The sequence below is a fragment of the Terrabacter sp. P2_E3 genome (assembly GCF_056403915.1).
In genome coordinates this window covers 210,116-228,376 of sequence record NZ_JBFUEN010000009.1, presented here as the reverse complement: position 1 = coordinate 228,376, position 18,261 = coordinate 210,116, and the positions used below count along the sequence as shown (strand labels likewise).

The window sequence follows — 18,261 nt, the reverse complement described above, 5'->3', positions numbered from 1 at the left end:
ACCGGCACCGGGGAGCCCGGCGGACGGCATACGCCCTCGGTGGGCAGTCGCGGCGTCGGCCGTGCCGGCGGCACGACATCGCGTGGACCACTCACGCCCCCACACGACGGAGGGTGGTGACCCCTGCGGGGCCACCACCCTCCTGCTTGCTTACCGGACTACCGGCCGGCCACGAGGTTCGACCGGGCCGACTGGGCCCCGCCTCCCACCGCGTTGACGGCCTGGACGGTGAACCGGTAGTTACCGGCGACCGGCAGTGTCATCACGAGCGACCGGGCCGTGCTCGGCTGCACCGCTGAGACGGTGGTCGCGAGGACCGCTCCCGCTGCACTCATGCGCAGCGCCGAGACCCGGTAGCCGGTGATGACCGAACCACCAGTCGCTGCCGGAGGCGTCCACCGCGCTGTCGCGTTGATCGCACCACCGGCGACTCCGGCCGTGGCGGTCCCGATGACGGGAGCGCCGGGAACGGTTGCCGGCGTCACCGCGATCGACAGAGCCGAGAAGGCGCTCGTGCCGACGGCGTTCACCGCAGCGACCTGGAAACGGTACGCCGTCCCGTTGGTCAGCCCCGTGACGACCAGGCTGGTCGCCGCCGCACCCGCTGGGCGAAGGGCACCCACCTGGGCTCCAGCAGCGTTGACCACCCGCACGGAGAACCCGGTGATGGGCGAGCCTCCGTTGGTTCCCGCAGTCCACCGGACGGTGGCCGAGGCGTTGCCCCGGGTGGGCGTGCCGATCGTCGGGGCAGCCGGTGCGGTCGCCGGCGTGACCGAGTTCGACAGAGCCGAGAAGCCGCTCGTGCCGACGGCGTTCACCGCAGCGACCTGGAAACGGTACGCCGTCCCGTTGGTCAGCCCCGTGACGACCAGGCTGGTCGCCGCCGCACCCGCTGGGCGAAGGGCACCCACCTGGGTTCCAGCAGCGTTGACCACCCGCACGGAGAACCCGGTGATGGGCGAGCCTCCGTTGGTTCCCGCAGTCCACCGGACGGTGGCCGAGGCGTTGCCCGGTGTGGCCGTGCCGATCGTCGGGGCAGCCGGTGCGGTCGGGGCGACAGGTGTCGCGGTCCCCGATGCCGACGGACCGGTGCCGAACTGGTTCACCGCGGCCACCTGGAAGGTGTAGAGCGTGCCGTTGGTGAGACCGGTGACGAGGCGGGAGGTCGCGGTGCGCGAGATCCCGGTGATGGTCTGGACCGGAGCGACGGTGGTGTTCGTCCCGGTGAAGACCCGGATCGTGAAGCTCGTCGCGGTGGCAGGCCCGGTGAAGTTGACCGTCACCGAGGCGTTGCCTGCGACCAGGCTCGTGATGCTGGGCGCGGCGGGCACTGCCACAGGCAGGCTCGCGTCGCTGAACTGCAGGCGCTCGACGTTCCACACGGTGTCGATGCCGTCGGCTCCGCCGTTGCTGTCGACGGTGATGCTGCCGTTGGCGTTCGACGTGATCGTGTAGGACGCCAGGGTCCCGGTGAAGACGGCGACGTCACAGTTGACCGCGGCAGCTCCGAGGGCGCAGTCACCTGCGGCGCCGGTGGCTGCTGTGGTGCCCATGCCCGTGATCTCACGGACCGCGACCAGGTTGCCCGGGTCGGCCAGTCCGGCGAAGACCGCCTGCTGGAGCGTCATGCCGGTGGTGCCGGTTCCCCACGGGTTCGTGGTGGTCGCGGGCACCGCCTTGTTCTCCATCAGGTCCGTCGTGCCGGTCTGGGTGGTGGGGTCGGCCGGGTTGGTGCGGTAGCTGATCCGCACGGACAGGGCGTGGTCGCCGTCGATGATGTCATCGGCGCCCCGGCCGGTGATGGTGTCACTGCCACCGCCACCGAGCAGGATGTCACCCTCGGCCCAGACCGTCCCGGTCCCGGCAACCGTGCCGGCCTGTCCGGTGAGTGGGCAGTAGCCGGCGGCGGAGGCCGCGACGATGGGTGCCAGCTGGCTCGGGAAGGTCGAGACCAGGCGGTTGAGTCCGCCGATGCGTGCGACGCCGGTCGGGTCGAGTGCGTTGCACCCGGTGAACCCGGCACCGCCCAAGGTCGACGGAGCGACCTCGTGACCCTTGATGACGTCGTTGAAGTTCGAGCCCGAGTCGGCCTCGGTCTCCTGCCAACGGTCGCGGTTCACGACGAGCTGGATCGGGACGCCGACGAGGTTGTTGTTGATCTCCATGTCGTCGTCACCGCCCACGGTGTCGTACTGGTGGAACGCCCAGTCGAAGCCGCCGGCGCCAGCGTTGCGGTCGACGGCCGCGTTCTGCGACATGAGGTCGTCTCCGCCCTCGGCGTCGTAGTCGTTCTCGCCGACCTGGCCGACGAAGATGTCGTTGCCGGGTGCGGTCTGGGCCGGGTCGTCGAAGAACGGCGCACCGTGGTCGCCCTGGAGCAGGTCCTGCCCCGAGCCGCCCTCGATCCAGTCGTCGCCACCGTCTCCGAAGACGGCGTCGGCGCCCTGGCCGGCGATGACGAAGTCATTGCCGGGGCCTGCGAAGGTCTCGTTGTCGTTGGCTCCACCGTTGATGAAGTCCTGACCCTCGTTACCCATCGGGATGTCGTCCCCGATGCCGGCATCGATCGCGTCGTCGCCGGGGCCGCCCTTGGGCACGTCCGCACCACCGAGGTCGGTGATGATGTCGTCGCCCTCGCCACCGAGCGCGATGTCGTCTCCACCGTTGCCCTCGATGACGTCGTTGCCGAGGCCACCCCAGAAGGTGTCGTTGTCGTTGCCACCGATGATCCGGTCCACGGCGGCGGTGCCGTTGTAGACCGACTGCCCGTTGATGCCCGCCGGGTCGACGGTGTTGATCGCGCGGTAGGCGATCGCGCCGTCAGCCTTCTTGAGCAGCAACAGGTTCTCGTCGCAGTCGGCCGTGGCCGGGTCGTCCTTGAGCGTTCCGGCGCCCGTCAGGCTTGCCGGCACGTCGGGAGTCGCTGCGCGTACCAGCGTGTTCGGGGAGTTCAGCGGGTCGTTCAGGAACGACATCTGGAACTTGCAGTCAGCCGTGGCGAAGGCGTCGGCCTTGAGCGAGTTCGTCCCCTCGGTGTTGCGCTGGATCATCTCGGAGAAGGAGTTGCCCTCGAGCTGGGTGCGGAGGTTCATCCCGGGAGTCCGGAGCAGGTAGTAGAAGCGGTCGCCGTCCTGCAGGCTCTCCATCTGCGTCTGGAAGACGTAGTTGAAGGTCGAGCCCAGCAGGCCGCCGAAGAGGTTCGTCACCTCGGCGAGACCGCCGACCCACAGGTCGACGTCGTCGACACCGGTGGTGGTGCGACCGCCTGCGTTGGCCCACGCACCCGTACCGAACATGAAGTCGGCCGCGTCGGCCGGCGGGACGTCGGTGGCGAGCGGGTTGACGATCGCCCGGGCAGCATTGCGCTTGGCGGCTGCCGTCGTGGCACCGACGATCGACGGGTGCTGTCCGTAGGCCGCGACGAAGTTGACCAGCGACTCGGGGTGCTTGAGGTGCTGCCCGAAGTCGGTCCAGTCGGTGTACGGCGCGAGCTGGCCGTCGTTGGTCTGCGCGAAGATCTGCCGGCGCAGGTCGTTGAGCCGCGGGATGCCGGCGTCCCTGGCACGGGCCATGTTGAGCGTCGGGAGGTCGAGCGGCAGACCCAGCAGGTTGTTGCGGAGGGTCTCGGTCACGAACTCGTCGATCTCGTTGCCGGCCTGGTCGGAGGAGCCCATGAAGATCGCTCCCGCTCCCTCGCGCGCGGTGTAGAAGGTCGGACTCGCCCCGTGGGTTCTCGCGAAGAGCTCAGGCGGGTTGAGGAACGCCGTGAGCAGCGGCAGCGAGTTGTCCGTCTTGGCACCGCTGGTCTCGGTCGTGGTGCGCGCCACGTCGTCGTCGAGCATCGAGTGCCCGAACCGGTAGACCGCGTGGGCGAACTCGGCCTGGACGGCCGGGTTGAGGTCCGGCGAGTAGACGTGGAACGGCCGGATGCCCGGCTGCACCTTGCGGCCGAACTCCTCGAAGACGAGGTGCTGGTACTCCATCTCCGTCACGAAGCGGGCGGCCTGGAAGAGGCGTCCGCCGTAGCCGTAGCTGACGTCCGGGCCGGTCGCCGTGAGGCGGTGCGGGGCCTGGAAGTCGGCGAGCAGCGACGGGTTGTTGTTCAGCGTGTTGGCGATGTCGTCGACCAGTCGGTTGTGCTCCGAGTGGAAGACCTGGTGGATCGAGGACAAGGCGATGTTCTCGTTGCACCGACCGTCACCACAGATGAAGTGTGAGTTGAGCAGCTCGTCGTCGTAGGTGCCGGCGGGCTGGCTCGCGAAGTCGGCCGACGGGGTGCTGTCGCCGTCAGGCGTGAGTCCACCCGACGGGTCGGCGTTGTGCGCGATGTCCGTGAGGAACGGCGTGTCGAAGTGCACGGTGTTCGCCGGAACCGGCACGGGGCCGGTGCATCCGACGTCAGTCGTGCGGCAGCCCTCGACGAGACCGGTGGTCGTCACGTACTGCGGCAGGCCACGAACCGGTCCCGGCAGGAAGTTGCCGTAGGGGTCGGCGGCGACCATGGGGATGTTCGTGACGTCGGTGTCGACGAGGCGCAGGCCGAGCAGGTCAGCAGCCTGCTTCTTGATGCCGGCCCAGGTGGCCAGGCCACCGCTGCCGTCGGGTGAGCCCGGGTAGGCCTCCCCGACCGGTCCACCGTCGAGGAAGCGGCCGTCCGAGACGGGTCGACCGGCGACGTTGCTGTACTCCCGCAGGAAGACCTGGTGCGAGCTGTGCGAGGTGTACGTCTGCGACTGGTCCACCCACGGGCTGTCCGTGTTGTTCGCGTTCTGGATGTCGTCGGCGGACTCGTCCACGGTCGTCGTGGTCGCGATGTCCCCGAGGATCCCGTCCGGTCCCGGCTGGTTCTGCGCGCGGGTCAGGACCATGAAGGCCTGGTTGGCCGGCACCTCGTCGCCGTTGGCGGGTACGCCGTCCGGACCGGCGGTGATCAGCGGGTCGTCGGCGCGCAGCGGGACGAAGACCGTGCCGCCGCCCTTGACCGTCTGGTCGACGCCGTGGTCGAAGAACTGGCCGAAGAAGGTGAAGACCGAGTTGAACGGCGGGGACAGACCGACGTCCGTCGTGACGTTCTCGATGAAGAGCGTCTTGTGCGACGGGACGCAGTTGTCCGGCGTGCCGTTGGGGTCGGCCGGGGTCGGGTCGGTCGTACAGGCGATGACCTTGTTGCCGCCCTGGGCGCGGACCGGGAACTCGGCCGCGGCGATGGCTGCCGGGTTCGTCGAGGTCTGGTCGACGATGAGGTTGCTGACCAGACGAGGCTGGCTGTCGAAGACGTTGCCCTTCTTCTGGGCGTACGACGTCGCGACCGGCGGGCCGAACAGCGGCGGGTTCGTCTCTGCCGCACGGAAGTCCGGGGTGGTGAGACGCGGGAACGGGACGTCCGCCGCGGCGAACGTCTCGCGGCCGGCGAACAGGTTGTTGCACGACCCGTCGACGGTGCGGAGTCCGTAGGACGTCAGCCGGTCGGGAACCTGGTCGGGGCCGGGCCCCACGAGGGTGCCACAGCGATCCGACGCGGTCTGCGTCACCGAGTGGCGCTCGGCGATCTTGATCTGCTTGAGGATGTAGGCGATGTCGGAGGCCGTCACCACGAAGCCGTTGCCCGCGGGTGCGGGAGCTGCCTGCGCGGACGTGACCGCAAGCGGCACGACCATGGCGAAGGGCACGACGAACGCGACGCTCGCCGCCACCCACCGGAACCGGACCGCTAGTGACTGCGGTCCCGCCCGGTGCGCGGACCGACGAGCGTCCACGTCGAAGATCCGGGCGTGAATCCGCCCGGGAGACTTGCCGGTTGAGCGTTTCATTGCACACCTGCCTCGTGAGTTGTTGTTGGTGTCCCCGACGTGGTCCTGTGCAGACCCGATGAGTGCGTGTGGAACGGATTGGAAGTGCGCCGTGCCGGCACCGCGTGCCGGCTCGGCGTGACTCCCGGAGAGCGCTGCCGCCCGGGGCTCCCGGGCGTCATGCGCTGGCCGAACGGATCGGTCGTGATGGCGCCGAGGACGCGCACCGCACGAGTGCGGCGAGCGTGCGTCGGGCCTCGTCGGCAGCCGGGCCCCGCCTGCCGGTCCCGGAGTCGGGGCCGGAGTCGGGGACGTCCCCGTCGGCGAACCCGCCGCGAGAGACCCGGTGAAGGCGGACGACGGCATCGATGAGGCCCTCGAGCTCGGAGTCGCCCGCGTCGGGACCTCCGAGCAACCGCCCGTACATCTCCTGCAGCCGCGGCCCGGGCGCACACCCGAGCTCGTCGGCGAACACCCTGCGGCACCGGGCATACGCCCGGAGGCCCTCTGCATGGTGCCCGGACACGTCCTTGCTGTGCAGGTAGGCGTACCAGGCACCCTCGTCGAGCGAGTCGGCCTCGATGGCCTGACGGGCCCAGCGGGTCGCGTCGCCGGGCGCGAGGTCCACGACCTTCTCGGCCGCGGCGACGAGCCACTCGCTCGTCATCCGCTCGTGCTCCGCGCGCGCCGCGTCCAGCCAGAGGGCGCTTGCCTCGTCCGGCAGCAGCGGGGTCCTGGCGACGGCAAGGGTCCGGCGCAGCAGGGGCAGCGCCACCTCGGGTCGGACGCTCGGGTGCAGGACCCGTCCGACGTCACGGGCGAGCGTCGCGACGTCGAGGTCGACCTGGTCCAGGTCCAGCGAGTAGCACCCGGCGCGGGTCATGATCGTCCCCTGCCGGGGTGCGCCCGGGACCTGGAGGTGCTTGCGCAGCACGCACACGTAGGACTCGAGGGTCGCCGTCGCCGCCGCGGGCCGGTCGTCGCCCCACAGGATCGAGACCAGCGCCTCCTTCGACACCGGGACGCCGCGGGCGACCGCGAGCGCGATGAGCAGGTGGCGGGGCTTGACGCCGCCGAGCTGACGCGGTCCGAGGACCGCGGTCCCGACGCGCACGTGCAGGCCGCCGAGCAGGTTGACCTGCACCGCGGCCGTGCCGGGACGTCGGCCGGTGGACGCCACCGTGACCGTGCGCGCCACGTGGATGCTCATGTCCGCGCCTTGCCGACGGTGACAGCGGCACGGTCAGGCCGACGGCCACACCGCCGACCTGACCGGCCGCCGCGGGACTCCCACGAGGGGGTTGCATCGGCGCAGTGCGTGACGTGACCGGCACGCCCGGGACGGACGGGGGAGTTCGAGCCGTCTGTCGTCGCAACGCCGTCTGCCGTGAGAGTCACGACTCTGACCGCGGGCGCGCCCGCGGTCACGAACAGGAGAACGGCGACCGCCGACGACGGCACCGACTCCTCGGTGATGGTTGGGCACTTCCTCGCGAGATCGGGTCGGCACGCGCACCGCCGCCGGATCGGCGACGTGTCGTCCGCGACACGTCGACGTCGTCCGCTCCCCTGTCGGTGCCCCCACCCGAACTGCTCTTTCCCCATGCATCCATGGTGCTGAGCACCCTTGTGCCACAACAGTGCCGAAGAGGGGGCTGCGCGCGACCCTCCTTGGGGGTGCCGTCAACCCCCTATTTGGGGGGTGCACCTTGACCGGCAGCCCGCGACCCGGGGGCGTACGCCCTCAGGGTGCCCAGGACCAGGCGAACCTCTGGGGAAAACGGGCTCGCAGACGCGTTCCCCCACCCGGCAGGGTGCTCAGGCTGACCTCGCCGCCGATGTCGGCGACGTCGTCCTGCAGCAGGCGCAGTCCGAGGTGGCCTTTCGCCGGCGCCGGGAAGGGGGCACCCACCCCGTCGTCGTCGACCGTCACCACGACGTCGCTGCCGTCGACCGTGGCGACGACGGACACGGTCCGGGCGTGGGCGTGCTTCACGACGTTGCGCAGGCCTTCCCGCACGACGTGGTAGGCGAACTGGGTGGACTCGGCCGAGATCTCCTTGAGGCGTCCGTCGACGTCGATCGTGACGTCGACCCCCTCGGCACGGACGGGCTGCGCGAGCTGCTCGACGGCGGCCTCGAGCCCCTCGCGGGCCAGACCGACCGGGTAGAGGTCGGTGAGCAGCCCTCGCAGCGAGGCGATGTCACTCTGGAGCCGACGGCCCACCGACTCGAGCACCCCGCGGGCCGAGGTCGACTGGGCCGGGAGCTCCGCCGCGACAGCGGGCAGCGAGTAGCCGAGGCTCGTCAGGTCCTGGATGAGCCCGTCGTGCAGCTCGCGCGAGATCTTGCGGCGCTCCACGTCAGAGGCGGCCAGCGCGTGGCGCAGCAGTGACGACCGTTCTGCCTGGGCCTGGTCGACGCGCCGGGCGAGCGAGAGGGCCAACGGGATCACCGTCAGGATGAACAGGACGAGGGCGCCGATCGCCAGCGGCAGGATGCGGGTCGAGATGACGATCTCGTCGCGGACGATCCGGTCGCTGTTCCAGTACGACTCGACGAGGATCGGCTTGCCCTCGGAGTCGACGGCCCCGGCATACACCTCGAGGAGCTCGTCGTACCCCTGCTCGTGCTGGTTCTCCTCCTTCGAGAGGTCTGAGAGGGTCGCCACCGACGAGGTGGTCCCGAAGAGGGCGACCTCCTCGGGCTCGAGGGTGAAGGTCTCGCCGTGCAGCTCGTGCACATCGGACCAGATGACCTGACCGCCCACGCCCCAGACCTTGATCCGCACCAGGGAGTCGTCACGCAGTGGGCTGCCCACGACGGCGTCGAGGATGCGGTCGGAGCCGGGGTCACCTCGGCGGACGGCTGCACTGATGAGCGGCGCGACGACGTCGCGCGCGAAGGAGATCCCGTGCGTGCTGGCGTCGCGGACCGCGATGTCGCGGGCTGCCGCCTTGACGGCCAGACTCACGCCGCCGGCGCACGCCGTCAACGCGATGAGGCTCCACAGCAGGAAGCGTCGAACGGCTCGGCCGCGGACGGTGCGAGAGTCCCCCATCGACCACCCTCGGGGTCGCAGGCGCACGGTCAGGAGCCGATCAGTCCGAACCGTCGAGCAGTCACGACCGCCTCGAGCTGCGAGTGCGCGTTGAGCTTGACCATGATGTTCTTCACGTAGCCACGGCACGTGAGGCGCGTGATCCCCAGACGTCCGGAGATCGTCGCGACGTTGTGTCCTTCCGAGAGGTGCATCAGCACCTCGGTCTCCCGGACCGTCAGCGGCGTGTGGTTCGAGACAGGTGGGCAGCGCAGGAGGTCACGCAGGACCCGCGGATGCACGACGAACCCGTCTCCCTTGCAACCGCGCAACGCCTCGAAGAGCTCGGTGAGCGTGCCGTCCTTGAGCAGCAGGGCACTCGCGCCCGCATCGGCCGCGCGGCGCAGCAGGGTCTGGTCGACGTCGGCCGTGAGCACGACGACACGCAGTCGCGGGTCCTCACGGATGAGCTCGGCAGAGAGCTCGATGCCGTCCCCGTCACCGAGGTTGACGTCCATGACGATGACGTCGGGACGCAGCGCGGCGACGGACGCGCGCGCCTCTGAAGCGCAGTTCGCCGATCCGATGCACTCGAGCCCGGCCTGCAGGCCGATCGCCAGCGCCATCGCCGACGCCACGGCCTGGTGGTCGTCCACCACGAGCACGCGGACGTAGTCCTCGAGTACCCCCACCCGGGGCCCCACTCCCAGTGTCACGCTCATCGTCCCCACCCCCCACGTTCCGGGCTCCCCCGAGCCCCTCACTGAGAAATTATGCGGACGGCGGGGCCCCGCGTCTCACGAATCCGCAGGTCAGAGGCTCAGACCGGGACGATTCGGGCACTTGGGACGGTAGTTCGTTCTGTCTCTGCGGATGCCGGAGTCACCGAGCTCTGTGGCCCCGGCGCGGAGCCGTCCGTCAGGTCGCCCAGGTCCGGAGCCAGACGGTCTCCTCGAGCTGCCGCAGCCGCTCCAGGGTCTCGTCCGACAGGGCCACGTCGGTGTCGGTGATGACGTAGCCGAGCTCACCGCGGGTCGAGAGCGACTGCCCGGTGATGTTGGCACCTGCCTCGGAGAGCGTCTGGTTGATCGACGCCAGCACCCCGCGCACGTTGTGGTGGAGGTAGCCGGCCCGGAAGCCGCCGCCGTCGGCCGGCGGCGCCGACACCTCGGGCAGGTTCACCGACAGGGAGGTGACACCCGACTGCACGAACCCGAGCAGCTTGGCCGCGACGAAGGACCCGATCTCCTCCTGCGCCTCCTGGGTCGAGCCACCCACGTGCGGGGTGAGGATGACGTTGTCGAGGCCTCGCAGCGGCGACTCGAACGGGTCGCCCTGGGCCTTGGGCTCGGACGGGAACACGTCGATGGCCGCACCGGAGAGGTGACCGGAGAGGATGTGCGCGCGCAGCGCCTGGTCGTCGACCACCATGCCGCGCGAGGCGTTGATGAACACCGAGCCGGGCTTCATGAGCGAGAACTGCTCGTCGCCGAAGAGGCCTGCGTTGCCGGGTCGACCGTCGACGTGGAGGCTGACGATGTCGGACTCGGCGAGCAGCTGCTCCAGCGAGCCCAGGCGCCGGGCGTTCCCGTGCGCCAGCCGGTCCGCGGTGTCGTAGAAGACGACGTGGAGGCCGATGGCCTCGGCGACGTTGGACAGCTGGGTGCCGATGTTGCCGTAGCCGACGATCCCGAGGGTCTGACCACGCGTCTCGTGGCTCCCGCGCGCGGACTTGTCCCAGATCCCGTCGTGCATGCGCTGGGTCTTCTCGGGCAGACGACGGGCGAGGGCGAGCATCTCGCCGATGACCAGCTCGACGACGCTCCTCGTGTTCGAGAAGGGGGCGTTGAAGACCGGGACACCGTGCGCGGCTGCCGCGGTGAGGTCGACCTGGTTGGTCCCGATGCAGAAGCACCCGACGGCGAGGAGGTCGTCGGCCGCTGCGAGCACCCGCTGGGTGACCTTCGTGTTGGACCGGATCCCCAGCAGCGAGACTCCGACCAGAGCGTCGATGAGCTCGCCCTCGGTGAGGGACCCGGATCGGACCTCGACGTCGTGGCCGTTGCTTCGAAAGGCTTCGACGGCGACGGGGTGCACGTTCTCCAGCAGCAGGACCTTCACGGGCGCCTCCTTGTCCGGGCAGGACGGTTTGTGGTGCTAGCGGGTCGGTGGGCTGCGGCTCGAGCGCGCCTGCCACACCGGGGTCGACCGACCCGATGGTGTCACGCATGCTCTGGTCGGGCTCACGTGGCCACCAGTTGGAAACCTCGAGGCCATGCGCATGGTGGAGGAGGGAGTCGCCAGTCCCGAGGACTCGGGCGCAAGACCGGAACAGGCTTCTGCGATGGGCCCGAGCGACGAGGTGACGGGCCGTCACCCCGGAGCCAGCGCCACGCATACGCCATGACCGCGTGGGCGCCGGCGCACTTGCTAGGTTCGCCGCGTGGAGATCACGCGCATCGGAGCTGACGACTTGGAGCGGTTCCGATCGGCGCGGCTCGCGTCGTTGTCCGAGTCACCGGAAGCCTTCGGCTCGCGGTACGCCGACTGGGTCGATGCCCCGGACTGGCGGGTCACCTCATCCGCGCGGTGGCGGACTGGGCTACGGCCCAGGGGATGTCGACCTATCTCATGGTCCGCAACGACAACGTCCGGGCGCGGACGGCGTACGAACGGGCCGGGTTCGTCGACACCGGAGTCCCAGAGGGGTGGCCGATCGATGAGCCGCCGGAGCGCCGGATGGAGCTGCGCACCTGACGTCGCGATGGCCCGGCCCCTGCGAGGGATGGGGTCCCATGCACCCCTCCATGAGCAGACCCGGGACCCCTGACGTCGGCAACGCGGGGTGAACCGTCGGCATCAGGAAGACGATCGAGAGCCCGGATCATGACGCGCTTTTCCCGTCGGCGTGGCGTGCAGGATTCGCTCAGCCTGCTGTGGCACTCTCACTCTCGCGCGCCCGTCGATGCTCCCCTGTCTCGGCGGGCGCGCCCACGCCCCAGCAGCAACCCCCCTGCTGCTGGTGCACCCGGCGCGGCCCGCTCACCCCACCCGAGCGGGCTGCGCCTTCCTACCTCGTCAGGACGGCGGTCGTCCGGCGGACGAGGCGTAGGGTGGAGCCATCCCAGGCCGGTCGACCCCGGACCTCGGCGGCGGGCTTGTGGTTCATGCCCCAGAACCGAGGTTGCCCGTGACGACGTCCCGGCCGGACCCAACAGTGGCTCGGATCCTGCTGCAGCTCGCCGACGAGCCTCTCCCGGCGGGAGCCGACGGACTCGTGAGCACCTTGACCCGGCTGTGCGCCGCCTTGGTGCGTCACCTCCCGGCGTCGGGATCAGGCATCAGCCTGGTCGGTGAGGGACACGGGTCGGCCGGGATCGCCGCCGCGGCGGGTCCTCGTAGCCGCAGTCTCGAGGAGCTGCAGTTCACCTTGGGCGAGGGTCCCTGTCTGGACGCCCATGCCTCGCGCCGGCCGATGCTCGAGCCCGACCTCGTGGGAGCCGGGTCGCACCGCTGGCCGATCTACGGGCCTCGGGCGGCCGAGCTCGGGGTCGGCGCGGTGTTCGCCTTCCCCCTGCAGATCGGCTCGGCGCGGGTGGGGGTGCTCGACATCTACCGCAGGCAGGCCGGTCCGCTCTCCGCCGAGGCGCTGGCGTCGGGCCACGGCTTCGCCGAGGTCGCCCTCCGGCTGCTGCTCCAGGAGCAGGCTGGGGCCTCCGAGGGCCGGGCTCCGGAGGGGCTGGACGACGTCCTCGCCCACCGCATGGAGGTCTACCAGGCGCAGGGGATGGTCATGGTCGACCTGGGGGTGAAGCCCGCCGAGGCGATGGCACGCCTGCGCGGACACGCCTTCGCGGCCGGCCAGGACATCGCTGCCGTGGCCCGGGACGTCATCGACGGCATACTCCATCTGCAGCGGGACCATCCTCCTCACGATCCCGGGGAGCACCCATGACGCCTCGACAGCGTCTGCGGACCATGTGCCCACACGCGCACCTGCCGAAAGGAGCTGACCGCCCGTGATCGCCCTTGACAAGCTCACCGACGTCTTCGTGGCCGTCGCCGACACCCTCGTCGCCGACTTCGACATCATCGAGTTCCTCGAGCTCGTCGCCGAGAAGGCAGCGACGATCAGCGCGGCCAGCGCGGCCGGGATCGTCCTGGGCGACCCGACCGGGCGACTCCAGTTCGTGGCGGCCTCCGAGCAGTCGGTCCGGCTGCTCGAGGCGCTTGCCGTCCAGAGCGAGAGCGGTCCGTGCCAGGACTGCTTCCACACCGGTGGGCCCGTGGTCAACACCGACCTGCGTGACACCGAGGCACACCGCCGGTGGCCGGCGTTCGCGAGGCTCGCCACCTCCCTGGGCTACCAGTCGGTGCACGCGCTGCCTCTGCGGCACCAGGGCACCGCGATCGGTGCACTGACGCTGCTCAGCGTCCACGCGCATCCCCTCGAGGACGCGGACGTACGCGTCGTCCAGGCCGTCGCCGACATCGCCACGATCGGCATCCTGCAGGAGCGCTCCATCCGGGCCAGCGGCGTCCTCACCGAGCAGCTGCAGTACGCCCTGGTCAGCCGGATCAGCATCGAGCAGGCCAAGGGCATCCTCTCGCGCATCCACGGCATCGGCGTCGACGACGCCTTCTCCCTCCTGCGCTCGTACGCACGAGGCGCGGGCCTCGGTCTGAGCGCCGTCGCGACCGACGTCGTCAACGAGCCCGAGCGGCACCCCACGCTCACCAGACCCCCGAGGTGACCGGTGGGTCGACCCCAGCGCACCTGTCGGCCCTCACCCGTCCCGGTCCGGGGAGGCAGCGTTACAATCTGCGTATGGATGCAGATAGGCAGACTGATGGGCTACCCGACGACCAGGTCGAGCTGGCCGTCGAGGTCTTCCGGATGCTCGCCGATGGCACGCGGATCCGGCTGCTCTGGGCGCTGCGCGACGTCGAGCGTCCGGTGAACGAGCTCGCCGAGGCCCTCGGCAAGGCGGCGCCCTCGGTCTCGCAGCATCTCGCCAAGCTGAGGATGGCCCACATGGTGCGCACCCGGCGCGAGGGGAACCAGGTCTTCTACCGGGTCGAGAACGACCACGTGGCGAGCCTCGTCCGTGACGCGATCCACCACGCCGAGCACGCGTCGGACGGCGTCCCCGCACACCACCGGTCGGCCGGCTCGAGCATCACCCCGATCGGCAGGAACGAGCAGTCCCGGTGAACGCCTTTCCTCAGGACCACGAGCATGACCACGAGCATGACCACCCGCACGACCGGCACGGCGCCCGACCGCACCCTGGGCACTCCCATGGGCACGCGAGCCCGTGGGCTCGGCTGCGCCACGCGGTCACCCCGCACTCGCACGACGCCGCGGACTCCATCGACTCGGCCCTGGAGTCGAGCGCCCGCGGCATCCGCGCGGTGAAGATCAGCCTCGTCGTCCTCGGCGTCACCGCGTTCGCGCAGCTGGGCGTCGTCTATGTCTCCGGGTCGGTGGCGCTGCTCGCCGACACGATCCACAACTTCAGCGACGCGCTCACCGCGGTGCCGCTCTGGATCGCCTTCGTGCTCGGCCGGCGCGCCGCCACCCGCCGTTACACGTACGGCTACGGCCGCGCCGAGGACCTCGCCGGACTCTTCGTCATCGCCATGATCGCCCTGTCGGCCGTGCTCGCCGGATGGGAGGCCGTCGGCCGCCTCCTGCACCCGGCGCCGGTCGACAACGTGGGATGGGTCGCCGTGGCGGGACTCGTCGGCTTCATCGGCAACGAGACCGTCGCGCTCTTCCGCATCCGCGAGGGCCGGGCCATCGGCTCAGCGGCCCTCGTGGCCGACGGCCACCACGCGCGGACCGACGGCTTCACCTCCCTCGCGGTGCTCGTGGGAGCAGGCGGGGTCGCGGTCGGCTGGAACTGGGCCGACCCCGTCATCGGCCTGGTCATCACCGTCGCCATCGTCCTGGTGCTGCGCACCGCGGCCCGAGACGTCCTCCGTCGGCTCATGGACGGGATCGACCCCTCGCTCGTCGAGTCGGCCGAGCACACCCTCTCCCGCGTACCGGGCGTGACCGCAGTGCGCAGCGTGCGGATGCGCTGGATCGGCCACGAGATCCACGCGGAGGCCGAGCTCGACGTCGAGGCGACGACGAGCCTGGTCGCTGCCCACGCCGTCGCCCACCGCGCCGAGGCCGAGCTCGTGCGCACCACGGCCAGGCTCACGACGGCAGTGGTCCACGCCTACCCGGCGCACCAGGAGGGCGGGTCACGAGAACGTGTGTCGCAGACGGGGCTGTTCCGGGTAGGTGACAGACCAGTGTGATGCGTCGGCGGGGCGGCGTGTCGGCACGACTTTCCTACGCGAGGAGCTCGCCGTGATTGCCCTGGCCCTGACTGCGCCCGTCCTGGGTTTCGGTCTTCTGCTGACCCTGCAATGGTTCGAGGAGCGCGTCATGTCCGCCGACGCCGGTCCGGTGTCGGTGCAGCCGCGTTCGTAGTGTCGGCCGACGGACCCTCACGCAGGGTGTGGGTCCTTGCCGAGCAGCGAAAGTGCGTCCGAGGCACATCAGGCGACAGGTGCGATGACCAGCCAGAAGGGTCCCGGAGCTTGCACAGAGAGCGTTGTGCCGATGCTCGCGAGCGGCAGTCTGATGTCTGCTGCGGCTGCTCCTGCACACACGCTGCTGATGAGGACCTCATCGTCACCGGTGACGGTGTATCGACCCGGACCCGGACAGCTCACTGAGACGAAGGCTTCGGAGCCCGGTGGCGCCTTCAACGAGTACGTCGCCGTCGTCGTCCCGCGCTCGGACAACAGCGGACTGGGGCCCACCGCGGGCCCATGTTTGTCCCTCAGATCATTCATCGGGTCAGTAGGCGCCGCAGCGACGGCCGGCGTGCCGGGGGTCGACGCACCGCTCGAACTCGGGGCAACGCTCGTTGCCCCGACGGAAGCGCGAGCCGGTCCGTTGCCCGTGGCCGGCGTCGGGCTGGTCGAGCACGCCGCGGTAGAGGCGACGAGGACAGCCACGAGAACCGAGAGGTATCCCCCGCGCCGTGACCGTCCTCGCTCGGGTCGTGACGATGGCACTGCAGCCCCGGTCGGTCCGGCCGGGGCTGCAGTGATGATGTGTGTCTGGACCACCGAGACGACTCAGGAGTGGGTGAACTCGATGGCGCTGGTGTTGCCCACGATCGTCCCGGTCTTGTCGGTGCGGAGGGTGCACGGAGCGATGAGGGTCTTCTTCGTGTAGCTGACCTTGTATGCGTGGTGCCCCGCCTCGATCCAGCCGGTCGACTGCGTCGAGGGGACCTTCCAGGAGTACGAACGGGTCACCGAACTCGTCCAGTCCTTCTTGATGGTGACGCCCACCGACACGCTTGCCTTCGCGAAGATGACGCCCGCCTCTGCCGACGTGGTTCCGGTGATGGATCCCCCTGTGGTCACCGACTCGCCGAGAGCGATGGTCAGGGTGCCGCCACTCCGCCCGTACGTCCGGGTGTCGGAGTCGCCGCGGTAGGTGGGCGACTGAGTCGTCGTGTAGTAGACATTGCCGACCTCCGCACAGGCGGCGTAGCTGGACGGAGCCGTCACCACGGCTGCCGCGGGAACCGCGAGCAGCAGGGTGAGCCCCTTGGCCATCAGGCCCTTGCGTGAACCACTGATAACGTCCACAGATTCTCCCCGTCTTGTTGTCCCGACGCCCTGACCGGGCGCGGCGACGAGGTCATCCTTTCGACGGCATAGTCGGCTGTCAATGACTCGGGAAGCTCTGTTTTCGGCTATTCCGAGCACGTAGGCGGCGAGGCGGTCGGAGCCGCCCGCACGGGACTTCCGCCCGTGGATTCCCCTATGGGTCAAGGGGTTTAGCGGTCGGTTGCGCGTCGCGCTGGTCATGCCCCGAGGACGATCAGTCGCCTTCCGCGGAGGGTTGAGAGTCATGGCCGGACCGAGGACGTACCCGCGCCCAGGTGGTCTGTGGAACCGTCGGAGACGGCCGGCCGCTCTCAGCGGGCGGATGGCCCTCGGAGCCATCTCACAGCATGGGTGGGTACGGTCACCTCGCCGTGGGACCGGCACTTCGAACTCCACGAGGGGTGACGCCGAATGACATCCGCCGACGAGGTGCTGGCCGGGCTGCACCACACGCGTGCCTGGCAGGAGGACTTCTACCGCGACCTGCATGCCCATCCGGAGCTCAGCGGACGCGAGTCCGAGACAGCCGCGGCCGTCGCCCAGCGGCTCACCGGGTGGGGCTTCGAGATCCACGAGCTCGGTGGTGGCGTGGTCGGCGTGCTGCCGAACGGGTCCGGACAGACGGTGCTGTGCCGGGCCGACATGGACGCGCTGCCGGTCACCGAGCTGACCGGCCTGCCGTATGCGTCCACGGCCAAAGCCACGGACGAGACCGGAGCAACGGTCGGGGTCTCACACGCCTGCGGACACGACGTCCACGTCACCTGCCTCCTCGGTGCTGCCCAGTTGCTCGCGAGTCGACGCGACCTGTGGCACGGCACTTTCATCGCCCTGTTCCAGCCGGCCGAGGAGACGGCCTCGGGCGCGCAAGGAATGCTCGATGCCGGCTTGACCGGACGTGTCCCACGACCCGACGTCGCTTTCGCCCAGCACGTCCTGGACCTCCCGGCCGGGACCGTCGCAACGACCATCGGTCCCGTGATGTCAGCAGGCGACAGCATCAGGATCACCGTCTCCGGGGTCGGCTCACACGGCTCGATGCCACACCTGAGCGTCGACCCCGTCGTGCTCGCAGCATCCATCGTGGTCAGGCTGCAGACCATCGTGGCCCGTGAGACCAGACCCGGAGAGTTCGCCGTCGTGACGGTCGGAAGCAGCGTCGCCGGCACGAAGAGCAACGTCATCGCCGACCGAGCCGTGCTGCTGCTCAACGTCCGCACGTACGACGACGACGTCCGCGCTCAGGTGCTTGCGGCGATCGAACGCATCGTGCGGGCGGAGTGCGACGCTGCCGGATCCCCGCAGGCACCGACGTTCGACTACTACGACCAGTACCCCCTCACGAGCAACGACGACCGGGTCGGTGCGAGGGTGCGCAGCGCCTTCGAGCAGCACTTCGCCGACCGGGTGGTCGACCTCGGCCGGGTGACGGCCAGTGAGGACTTCAGCCGGATCCCGGACGCCTTCGGGACGCCGTATGCCTACTGGGGCGTCGGTGGGTTCGCCGACGCCTCCGCAGCGCCACCGAACCACTCCCCCTACTTCGCACCCTTGATCCAGCCCACGCTCGACACGGGCACGTCTGCGCTCGTCGTCGCGGCCCTGACCTATCTCGCGAAGTAGCCCGGCTGAACCAAGGCTTCCGCGGCCCAGAGGGAGCAGCCGTACACCGAGTGAGCCGGCTCCCGTCGTCGAGAGCAGCGCCTGACGCAGAGCCCCCTGGCTCAGTCGCTCTCCACGAGATGG

13 protein-coding genes are annotated in these 18,261 nt (G+C 70.0%); 7 read left to right on the top strand and 6 right to left on the bottom strand.

Annotated features, from left to right (window positions below; translation table 11 throughout):
• Positions 1-158: 158 nt before the first annotated feature.
• The 5 genes from AC1DW8_RS13540 to serA form a co-directional block, all read right to left on the bottom strand.
• Positions 159-5,693 (bottom strand): peroxidase family protein, encoded by a 5,535-nt coding sequence (locus tag AC1DW8_RS13540; RefSeq protein WP_478094612.1) that lies wholly within the window; start codon positions 5,691-5,693, stop codon positions 159-161.
• A gap of 274 nt (positions 5,694-5,967) precedes the next feature.
• Positions 5,968-6,999 carry an AfsR/SARP family transcriptional regulator gene (locus tag AC1DW8_RS13535; RefSeq protein ID WP_478094610.1) on the bottom strand — a complete coding sequence of 344 codons (1,032 nt, stop codon included), beginning with the start codon at positions 6,997-6,999 and terminating at the stop codon, positions 5,968-5,970.
• Positions 7,000-7,533: 534 nt separating this feature from the next.
• Positions 7,534-8,850 carry a sensor histidine kinase gene (locus tag AC1DW8_RS13530; protein WP_478094608.1) on the bottom strand — a complete coding sequence of 439 codons (1,317 nt, stop codon included), beginning with the start codon at positions 8,848-8,850 and terminating at the stop codon, positions 7,534-7,536.
• Positions 8,851-8,879: 29 nt separating this feature from the next.
• Positions 8,880-9,551, bottom strand: coding sequence for a response regulator (locus AC1DW8_RS13525; protein ID WP_478094606.1), 672 nt, complete (start codon positions 9,549-9,551; stop codon positions 8,880-8,882).
• A 196-nt stretch (positions 9,552-9,747) separates the two neighbouring features.
• Positions 9,748-10,950 carry a phosphoglycerate dehydrogenase gene (gene serA, locus AC1DW8_RS13520; protein WP_478094604.1) on the bottom strand — a complete coding sequence of 401 codons (1,203 nt, stop codon included), beginning with the start codon at positions 10,948-10,950 and terminating at the stop codon, positions 9,748-9,750.
• 366 nt (positions 10,951-11,316) lie between these two features.
• On the opposite strand from serA, the gene AC1DW8_RS13515 reads away from it, so the two are divergent.
• The 6 genes from AC1DW8_RS13515 to AC1DW8_RS13490 all read left to right on the top strand — a co-directional run bounded on the left by AC1DW8_RS13515 (position 11,317) and on the right by AC1DW8_RS13490 (position 15,316).
• Positions 11,317-11,586, top strand: a complete 270-nt coding sequence (locus AC1DW8_RS13515; protein WP_478094951.1) for a GNAT family N-acetyltransferase — start codon at positions 11,317-11,319, stop codon at positions 11,584-11,586.
• A gap of 520 nt (positions 11,587-12,106) precedes the next feature.
• The gene (locus AC1DW8_RS13510; RefSeq protein WP_478094602.1) at positions 12,107-12,784 is read left to right on the top strand and encodes a GAF and ANTAR domain-containing protein; all 678 of its coding nucleotides are present in this window, start codon (positions 12,107-12,109) and stop codon (positions 12,782-12,784) included.
• A 64-nt stretch (positions 12,785-12,848) separates the two neighbouring features.
• On the top strand, positions 12,849-13,583 hold the full coding sequence (locus AC1DW8_RS13505) for a GAF and ANTAR domain-containing protein (RefSeq protein WP_478094600.1): 735 nt from the start codon (positions 12,849-12,851) through the stop codon (positions 13,581-13,583).
• Positions 13,584-13,657: 74 nt separating this feature from the next.
• Positions 13,658-14,044 carry an ArsR/SmtB family transcription factor gene (locus AC1DW8_RS13500; protein WP_478094598.1) on the top strand — a complete coding sequence of 129 codons (387 nt, stop codon included), beginning with the start codon at positions 13,658-13,660 and terminating at the stop codon, positions 14,042-14,044.
• Positions 14,041-15,141: a cation diffusion facilitator family transporter gene (locus AC1DW8_RS13495; protein ID WP_478094595.1), complete on the top strand. Its 1,101-nt coding sequence runs from the start codon at positions 14,041-14,043 to the stop codon at positions 15,139-15,141. Before AC1DW8_RS13500 ends, AC1DW8_RS13495 begins: the two co-directional genes overlap by 4 nt.
• 52 nt (positions 15,142-15,193) lie before the next feature.
• Positions 15,194-15,316, top strand: coding sequence for a hypothetical protein (locus tag AC1DW8_RS13490; RefSeq protein ID WP_255358395.1), 123 nt, complete (start codon positions 15,194-15,196; stop codon positions 15,314-15,316).
• Between the two features lie 656 nt (positions 15,317-15,972).
• Here the strand turns inward: AC1DW8_RS13490 and AC1DW8_RS13485 are convergent.
• On the bottom strand, positions 15,973-16,494 hold the full coding sequence (locus AC1DW8_RS13485; protein WP_156415459.1) for a hypothetical protein: 522 nt from the start codon (positions 16,492-16,494) through the stop codon (positions 15,973-15,975).
• 432 nt (positions 16,495-16,926) lie between these two features.
• On the opposite strand from AC1DW8_RS13485, the gene AC1DW8_RS13480 reads away from it, so the two are divergent.
• Entirely contained in the window at positions 16,927-18,138 is a 1,212-nt protein-coding gene (locus AC1DW8_RS13480; RefSeq protein ID WP_478094593.1) for an amidohydrolase, read from the top strand.
• Positions 18,139-18,261: the final 123 nt, after the last annotated feature.